The 848-nt window shown below is 57.9% G+C and carries 1 protein-coding gene; it reads left to right on the top strand.

The window, feature by feature from the left end:
* Positions 1-41 precede the first annotated feature (41 nt).
* Positions 42-838, top strand: a protein-coding gene (locus tag HK11_RS00245) for an IS5 family transposase (RefSeq protein ID WP_198911773.1) whose coding sequence is annotated in 2 segments (ribosomal slippage) — positions 42-381 and positions 381-838 — 798 coding nt in all. Because the reading frame shifts where the segments join, the coding sequence is not laid out codon by codon here.
* Positions 839-848: the final 10 nt, after the last annotated feature.

Raw genomic sequence — 848 nt, forward strand, 5'->3', positions numbered from 1 at the left:
TAGGGCCTGTTAGATCTTGAAACTCTTCCCATATTGTAGAGATGGAAGAAGGAGACGGAACAGGCACTTTCACTGATGAGACATGGGCGATCTGGGAACCTCTGATTGAGGCGGTTCGCCCACGAGGCAAGACGCCGCCCCATGATCTGCGGCGCACGATTGCAGCGATTTTCTGGCGTCATGAGAATGGCGCGAAATGGCGCAGCATCCCTGCGGAACTGGGGCCATGGTGGCGGGCAGCCCAGCTTTTCATCCGCTGGGCGAAGCTCGGCGTGTGGGAACGCCTGCTCACACTGGTTCAGGAGCAACACGGAGTGGCGCTCGGAATGACTTTTCTGGATGGCACAAACATCAGGGCTCACCACAAGGCGGCGGGAGCCCAAAAAAAGGGGCCTCTTTCGAAGAGCGAGACCATCGTGAAGCACTTGGCCGCTCTCGCGGCGGCTATGGCACAAAAGTCTGCGTGATTGCTGATGGACACGGACAAGCCATCAGTTTTGCACTGGCTCCCGGACAGGCCCATGAACTGCCACTGGCACCAGCCATGCTCAATAGTCTTCCCGCCATTCCCCTGTGGGTGGTGGCGGACAAGAGCTATGCATCGGATGCCTTCCGTGAGCATATCTGGGACATGGGAGCCCGACCGGCCATTCCCACGAAACGGCGCGATGCGCCTGTTTCCTGCCCCAAATGGGCCTATCGGTGCCGACATCTTGTGGAAAATCTCTGGGCTCGCCTCAAGGAGTGGCGCGCTGTCGCCACCAGATACGAAAAAACAGCAGCGTCATTCCTTGCCGTCATCCATATCGCAGCAACAGCAGACTGGATTAAGTTCTAACAGGCCCTAG

Source organism: Acetobacter sp. DmW_043, assembly GCF_002153485.1.
GTDB lineage: Bacteria > Pseudomonadota > Alphaproteobacteria > Acetobacterales > Acetobacteraceae > Acetobacter > Acetobacter thailandicus.